We start from the raw sequence: 7,057 nt of genomic DNA on the forward strand, positions 1-7,057 counted from the left end.
CACGGTGAAAGCGGCGCGGCCGGAACGGCCGCAGCAAGCGCTGCCGTTGACTTTGACCTCAGACATCAGACACTAGCCGTCAGGCCCGAAAGCGCGTAGCGGGTTCGGCGGAGCCCGGCAGGTGCGCAGCAGCTGCCCTGGCGGAGTGTGGCTCGACGACTGGACAGCGCAGCTGGCCAGGAGCCGAAGGGGTCCAGTGTTGTTATGCCTTTCTTATCGTTCCAGACGTTCGACGGTGGCCAGCAATTGCGGATAGGTCGCTGACTGACACTTTTCGTACAGTGATTTAGCTGCGGGTATCCCTTCCAGATAATCATCCGAGTCCCGAATTTCCTGAGCCAGATATTCAATAAAGGCGGGTTCCACAACGGAGCCACTCAGCACATTAAGCAGAACCTGTGTTTCGTCGTCATCGAGAGGAAGGGCACAGACCCGAACCAGATGCGCATAGCGATCAAAGATATTATTCAGCCTTTCAGTCACCCCTTCCCTGTGGGAGTTCAGATGTGCTCGCAGCTTAGGCGAAGGCGTGAAAGAGGGGTTGCGGGAGATTTCTTTTTTCATGGGTTATCCTCAGAATACTGGCCCGACATAATTAAGAATTTGCGCCGCTCCCTCACGAACTGTCGGTACCATTTACGGGCAACACTGGCCAGATCGTCCTCAGAAGCGCCACAGGAAAGCGTACTCCCCATGAACCCTCCACCACAGCAAATCTGAGCACCTGTGTTACCAGAGTGTCCCGGGGACTCCAGGTGGACATAACCGCCACTCTCGGGTGCGTAAAAACTGAAAATTTCGCCGGTTTTACGGGATTTTATCGTGAAGTTCATGCTGGCTCTCCTTTGGCTCACCCGCGACTGCGCTTCGCCTCACTGAGTTAAGTGGAAAAATTGCTGTTCATTACACAATCAACTGTATGACAGATGTCATACATAATCAACAAAAAAAAGCCTGCTAAAATAGCAGGCAAAAAACACTGGATCATTCAAGGAATGAACTGCGGTATCACCTGACAGACCGAGCGACTGATTTATCAGGAAAGTAGAAACCGCGCATTGCACATAAAAGGTATTACAGCACGTTTCCGGAAGGAAAACCCGCCCGGAGGGCGGGTTAAGTGCTATGCAACCTGATGTAGCGCCGGATTTCCCCGGGGAGCCTTTGGACAGCCTCACTGACTCGTGGACTTTTAACTCTGCCGTTGCTGTTTCCACCCCTCCGTAAAGAGGGCTACGCTACAGAGCGAACTTATCACCAGAACCCAAATGTTCACAATCAATCGCTCTTTTTTTCACACTGATGACAGGGTGTTACGGTGAATGAAGGGTGTTAATGTGACTTGCGATTCATTGAATCCGTGTTGTAGGTAGGTGAAAGCATTTTGCCCGCCTGCCGTGCGGTTTTTTTTTCCTGTAAGCAGGAAAAAGGGGCTACCGGCGAACCGGCACCCCCTTCATAAAGGCGCTTCAGGCATGTCAGACCAACGCAGCCCTGAAAAGGCGGGGTATTCCCCGCCTCCAGGTTGCTACTTACCGTTGGATTCGTAAGCCAGGCTTGCCGCGACCTCCCTGTTCCCGTCCTTTAGCCGGACTTCACATAAGCGGTTCCGGGTCAGGCATGTGAATATCAAGAGCGTTAAACAGACGATTAATACGCACCAGACCAGGGCGTTTCGCGGTAGTTTCATGGTTTACTCCTCCTTGCAAATTGCACGGTAAGAGGCCATACTGGTGTTGACTAGACATTCAGTGGGCCTCGTGGGTTAATGAAAATTAACTACGGGGCTTTCTGCTTTCTGCCACACAACACGGTAACAAACCACCTTCACGTCATGAGGCAAAAAGCCTCAAGCGCCACGTCGATTATACCGGGCCGGTGCTATTTCTTACCAGGTATATCCACGCTTTATGCTGCTTAGCGCTTTAAATATCTAATGTATACCCATCCCGCGATCAAGACGCCCGTGCCCAGCGCAAGATTAGGCAAAATAACATCGTTTGCACTTGCATATATGGTATTAGGATCATGTTGCCCCCAGAATGCCAGCTTGTACCCGATGCCCCAGACAAAGAATATAATCCCGGCAATCAGAACGCCGAATTTTATTACGCCGAGCAGGATTCCATCTAACCAGTCAGGCGGATCACGCCATGTGATGACCGCAGCTATTAGTGTGCAGATGATTTGGCCTGCATAATAACCAGGGGAACCATACCATTCCGGAGCAACATGCTTCACGATCAACCAGAACAGCACGTTCATTAAGATAACGAGCAACCAGTACCTCATAGTTCTGCTTTCCTTGTATTTGGCCATCTGAGTTGTCAGACAGCATTGTACTTATTCATCGGGCGGACTTGCCATTGAAATACTCCGGACGCGCAGCCAGTTCACGCTCGATTAACTCGTCGGCAAACAAAGGGGCAACACGATTAATACGTGCCTGCATGTTGCGCCTTCTCACCGCTGCTTTCCGTTCATCGCTCCAGCGTTGGATCTGTTTCTGGCCGAGAAAATCCACGCATACAGCGTAACCTGAGCCAGCCACCCAGCGTGACATCACCTCTTCAGGTGCCGCCTGCCCTGCCTCCACGACAACGGAAATCAGTTCCTGTGGACCCGGGCAGGGCCTGTGCGGCAGTTTCCAGCGCAGAGAATAGCGCCACTTCATACACCACTCCGATCAGCCAGCTTATTTGGCACCTGCCAGCGTTCAGCAACACGAATATGCTCAGGTGTTTCCCGGACAATAAACGGAATTTCGTACATCACTGCATACAGCGGCTCACCGCTGATGCGAAGCCAGTCAAGTTCCTTCAGCGATTCGAATCGCGACTGCCAGCGCCAGAACGGTGCTGCAAGCTCTGCCGCGTCAAACTCGTCGCTCCACCGGGTGTACCAGGTGCAGACGGTTTCCGGTGACTGAAAATTCAGTTCTGTGACAGCCTGTCCCAGCAGGTTCTGACGCAGTAACCAGGACTGCTCGACCTGACGGGCTTCACGGCGCATTTTTCGGGTGAAGGCAAAGTCCTGACGTTTTAGCCTTCGTACTGTTCGGGTATGAAGGACTTCCGGAAAAAGTTCAGCCTGCACATCCATTGTCAGCGGCAGCGGACAGTATTCCCCGTGGCTGGAGATAAGCATATCCAGCGCCTCTTCCACCTGTTTCAGGCTGGAAAGGCGGTCTTTTGGATCACGGTGAAGGCCAGGAATACGGCGGGCAACGTCACTGTTAATCCGGCTACAGCCTGTCAGCAGGCGCAGGAATGTCCGGACGTGTGGCATCGATGGCAGACGTGCGCCGCGCTGGCGAGCCTCTTCCACCGTCATGATGGCCTGCAGCGCTGCCTGACGGGCTGGTTTCAGGGATACAAGAGCACTGGATGACGGGATCATTGTGCGCCCTCCTGTGACAGCGTGCTGATGATGCTGGCAAACGAGTAGCCACCGGCGTCAAGACACTCGATGAGATCCAGAGTATGGGTGATGAGTTCAGGGTTGAATGCATCCATCACGCGAACGACAGAGAACGGCTGACCGTCACGGGTAACAAAGACCACTATCCAGCGAGGATTCAGCTCCCCCGGACTGCATACCGCCACATCAAAGTGACCATGAGGGGGGGTAAAACGGATCTGGACAGGAAAGAAGCCGCCAAATTCGCACCGGTATTCGGCATTCACGGACCAGCCGGACGGTGAGGTCAGATCGCGCATGACAGCGTGACTCAGCTCCCGGCGAAAGTCTTCACCGGCGGCGCGGTAGTCTTCCAGCTCATCAGAAGACATGGTTTTCAGGACATCCAGAGTCAGTACCGTTTTCATTTTCAGTCTCCTTATCGCCGCCCCGCAGGGCGGCGTCTCCGTTATCAGGCGGCGCAGGCCGGGTTGTTATGGTCGGTGACGTCGCCGGCATCAGCGTCGGTATCGTTCTGACTTGTTGCCAGACTGAGTTCAGACTTTGCGGCAAGCTGTTTCTGGTTGTCAGCACTGGTCATCCATTCCGGAACCCAACGGATTTTTGAGAGGAAGTGCTCTGCATGTTCAGCGGCATCCTTTTTCTTCATCTTCGCGGCGTCCTGTGCTGCGCCAGCCAGTCCGGTCTGAGAGAGTGCCTGTACAATGTGTGGCAGCTTCATGTGCGAGAAAAGGTTATCAGCCGTCGGTTTCCACCAGTCACGAAGGTCAAACTGAATGGCGTTTTCCACCCCATCCAGCGAACTCTGGTGTTTACGACCAAATTCATCCTTGCCCTGTACACCATCTATGGAACAGGCGGTGCAGAAAGCCATCAGTGCCATCAGGGTTGCGCCATCGAGCGTAAAGAAGGTGGTCATATCCTTTCGCCAGTTTTCCGGCAGCAGGGCTTCAAGACGTTCTTTTTCTGACTGGATGGCCTGAAACGCAACGCTGTTTTCACCGTCAGGTGCTTCACGGGTCAGCGCGTAATGCGACACACTCACGCTAATGCAGAACGGCTCTTTGACGGACGTTGTGGTATGGAAAACCGAGTTACACATTTTCCAGACCATCAGCGCGACGGCTTTCTGCGGCTGCTGCAACAGGGCCGCCTGAACCGCCAGTGTGCGTTCAGAAGAAAGGCGGGTCAGCAACGGGACACTGACGGCGTCCAGCGGATCGACTTTTTCAGGGGCCTGATCGGTGGATGCATCCTTCTCCTCCATTTTTTCATCGGCGCACAGCACCACATCGCGCTGTACTTTCACCTCCTGGCCAGTCCAGGAAACCACCACTCCGGCAGATTGCTTCATTTCATCCGTCCATGCCCGGTGTTTTGCCCGGTGCGCGATGGTCTGCTGTTCTTCCCAGACAGCTTCCAGAGCCCCGGCCAAGACGTCATCATTCACGCCGGGGTTCTCGTCTTCATACTTAGCTTCCAGAGCTTCCAGTTCCGCAAGACGTTCTGATTCGGCTTCGGTATATTCCACAGGTGGGACAGCATGCAGGCGCCAGATTTTAGTGTCCTTCCCGTAGTGTGAAATCGGGTCAAGACGACCATCACACCATGACCAGCCTTCCGCTTCGCGGAGGTGCTCCGCGATGTTCTGCAGTTTTTCCAGCAGGGCGGTATCGAGCGATGCACTTTTGACATAGCCGCCGTTTTCGCTGCTGAAGAGATCAACCCGGATTTCATCCGGACTGAATGCGGCCTCTCCCACAAAGCGGAATTTGTCGCCGTTTGTGGAAACCTCTTCTGAGGTAATGAGGCTACGGATCGAGGAAACTGATACTTCATTATTCCAGGACCGTTTGCGGGCGGATTCCAGCACTTCCACCTGGCGTTTCTGATCGCTTTCGAGCGCCAGTGCCTGGCAGTGTTCGGTGGTGATTTCATCCTTCGCCAGCGCCGCCAGAATTTCGGGAGCCAGTTCGGTCAGTTTCAACATGCGCTGAACATGACGCGTACCGAACCCCAGCAAATCGCCAATCTGCGCGGGGGTTTTCCCCTGCTCTGCCAGTGTGCGGAACCCGGCGATCTGTTCAGACGGATGCATTGCCATCTGCTGTTCGTTTTCTGCCATTGATGCCGCAACAGCCAGTTCATCAGGTACCTTTTTCACCATCACCTGATATCCGGCATCGATACGGTTTTCACTCTGCAGGAGCTGCAGCGCTTTCAGGCGACGACCACCGGCAGCCACACCACAGCGACCATCCGGGAGGTTATGCACGACCAGATTCTGCAACAGGCCAATGGCTTCAATGGAATCTGCCATTGAACAGACTTTCTCCGCCGGATAGGGAATGGTCCTGACGTTCAGGGGAGACTTCACCAGTGCCGTCACCGGGACATACTCGACCTGTGCGGCATCGAGAGCCACTTTAAGCGCCTCAGCTTCGGCAGACTTAAGCGTTTTTTTGCTGGTTTTCGGTGCAGTTTTTACCTTAGACTCTGTTGCAGACATAATTGATAACTCTTAGCTATTGATGAATGTCTGCCGGACAGCCCACCTGTCCGGCCTTCTTCTTACTGCTTACTTCGTTTTGCGTACTCCGTAGTCCCGGATGTAGCGGTTCATCATGTCCTCGCCGCCCGGTTCAAAATTCCAGACGCGCCAGATCATGCTGCCGTCATCCTGATGACGGACGACAAGGCGAAAATGGGTCCCCTGATCATCTTCAATCGCCACATTCTGATACTGCGCTGCGACAACCTGAGCCTGCTCGCGGGTAAACGTGCCATCCGGCAGGGATTCAAGCGGGGACAAAACGTTATGGTCCATGTGTTTCTCCTTTTCTGCCCCGCCTGAACGGGGCGTCTTCATCGTGGTTTAAAAGGGCGCGTCATCATCCATTGGTGGGAAATCATCCGGGAGAGGCTGAGGCGGTTGCTGAGACGGGGCGGCATCCTGACGGCCTTTCTTACCGCCCTTCGCTTTCGGGGATTTGGCTGCGGCCTGAGCAGGTTGTGCCGGGGTGGCAGGATTCTGCGGCTGCGCGGCGCTCTCAGGCACTCCGGATTCACGGCGGCCGCCGAGCATCTGCATGGTGCCGTTCTGCCCGACCAGCACCTCGGTGACGTAGCGCGTGACTCCGGCATCGTCCTGCCAGTTGCGGGTGCGCAGCTGGCCCTCGATGTAGACCTGTGCGCCTTTACGCAGGTATTCGCCCGCCACTTCCGCGAGCTTGCCGAACATGACAACACGGTGCCACTCGGTGTTTTCGCGCATCTCTCCCGTCTGCTTGTCACGCCATGTTTCAGACGTGGCCAGCGTCAGATTGGCCACTGCGCCCCCGTTGGGCATGTAACGCACTTCCGGGTCCTGTCCCAGATGTCCAACCAGAATGACTTTGTTAACGCCACGTGCTGCCATGATGAATCTCCTTAATCCGTTGTTTTGCCTTTTAAAACCATCACCCGTTGAGTTGCCGGGGCCGAGGTTTTGACTTTGTGCGGGGACCTGCTGAACCTGCCCCCTGGATATAACCTTCACCCGTTTGAGAGCCGTTCGCCGCAAGGGCGTAAACGAGCACGGCCCGGTGCAGATGTCCGGGGGTGAGCGGGAAATTTTTTTCGGTCTAATGAAGCGCAG

At 54.6% G+C, this 7,057-nt stretch carries 11 protein-coding genes; all 11 read right to left on the minus strand.

Annotated features, from left to right (window positions below; translation table 11 throughout):
• Positions 1 to 213: 213 nt before the first annotated feature.
• On the minus strand, positions 214 to 564 hold the full coding sequence (locus tag ACJ8MK_RS25725) for a hypothetical protein (protein ID WP_004182068.1): 351 nt from the start codon (positions 562 to 564) through the stop codon (positions 214 to 216).
• The gene (locus tag ACJ8MK_RS25730) at positions 561 to 833 is read right to left on the minus strand and encodes a hypothetical protein (RefSeq protein WP_023317525.1); all 273 of its coding nucleotides are present in this window, start codon (positions 831 to 833) and stop codon (positions 561 to 563) included. The genes ACJ8MK_RS25725 and ACJ8MK_RS25730 overlap by 4 nt, the downstream gene beginning before the upstream one ends.
• A gap of 695 nt (positions 834 to 1,528) precedes the next feature.
• Complete coding sequence (locus tag ACJ8MK_RS25735; protein WP_085842394.1) at positions 1,529 to 1,651, minus strand: Hok/Gef family protein; 123 nt, start codon at positions 1,649 to 1,651, stop codon at positions 1,529 to 1,531.
• Positions 1,596 to 1,748, minus strand: coding sequence for a DUF5431 family protein (locus ACJ8MK_RS25740; protein WP_223362239.1), 153 nt, complete (start codon positions 1,746 to 1,748; stop codon positions 1,596 to 1,598). The genes ACJ8MK_RS25735 and ACJ8MK_RS25740 overlap by 56 nt, the downstream gene beginning before the upstream one ends.
• 169 nt (positions 1,749 to 1,917) lie before the next feature.
• The gene (locus tag ACJ8MK_RS25745) at positions 1,918 to 2,292 is read right to left on the minus strand and encodes a hypothetical protein (protein WP_004182064.1); all 375 of its coding nucleotides are present in this window, start codon (positions 2,290 to 2,292) and stop codon (positions 1,918 to 1,920) included.
• Positions 2,293 to 2,347: 55 nt separating this feature from the next.
• The gene (locus tag ACJ8MK_RS25750) at positions 2,348 to 2,674 is read right to left on the minus strand and encodes a hypothetical protein (protein ID WP_004194231.1); all 327 of its coding nucleotides are present in this window, start codon (positions 2,672 to 2,674) and stop codon (positions 2,348 to 2,350) included.
• On the minus strand, positions 2,671 to 3,399 hold the full coding sequence (locus tag ACJ8MK_RS25755) for a plasmid SOS inhibition protein A (RefSeq protein ID WP_020323772.1): 729 nt from the start codon (positions 3,397 to 3,399) through the stop codon (positions 2,671 to 2,673). The genes ACJ8MK_RS25750 and ACJ8MK_RS25755 overlap by 4 nt, the downstream gene beginning before the upstream one ends.
• Complete coding sequence (psiB, locus tag ACJ8MK_RS25760) at positions 3,396 to 3,827, minus strand: conjugation system SOS inhibitor PsiB (protein ID WP_013023806.1); 432 nt, start codon at positions 3,825 to 3,827, stop codon at positions 3,396 to 3,398. The genes ACJ8MK_RS25755 and psiB overlap by 4 nt, the downstream gene beginning before the upstream one ends.
• 44 nt (positions 3,828 to 3,871) lie before the next feature.
• Complete coding sequence (locus tag ACJ8MK_RS25765; RefSeq protein WP_020323775.1) at positions 3,872 to 5,929, minus strand: ParB/RepB/Spo0J family partition protein; 2,058 nt, start codon at positions 5,927 to 5,929, stop codon at positions 3,872 to 3,874.
• A 69-nt stretch (positions 5,930 to 5,998) separates the two neighbouring features.
• Entirely contained in the window at positions 5,999 to 6,247 is a 249-nt protein-coding gene (locus ACJ8MK_RS25770) for a DUF905 domain-containing protein (protein ID WP_004182058.1), read from the minus strand.
• Positions 6,248 to 6,295: 48 nt separating this feature from the next.
• Positions 6,296 to 6,838, minus strand: a complete 543-nt coding sequence (locus ACJ8MK_RS25775) for a single-stranded DNA-binding protein (protein ID WP_004182056.1) — start codon at positions 6,836 to 6,838, stop codon at positions 6,296 to 6,298.
• Positions 6,839 to 7,057 lie beyond the last annotated feature (219 nt).

Origin of the sequence: Serratia sp. CY38905 (assembly GCF_052168875.1) — a bacterium.
GTDB lineage: Bacteria > Pseudomonadota > Gammaproteobacteria > Enterobacterales > Enterobacteriaceae > Serratia > Serratia sarumanii.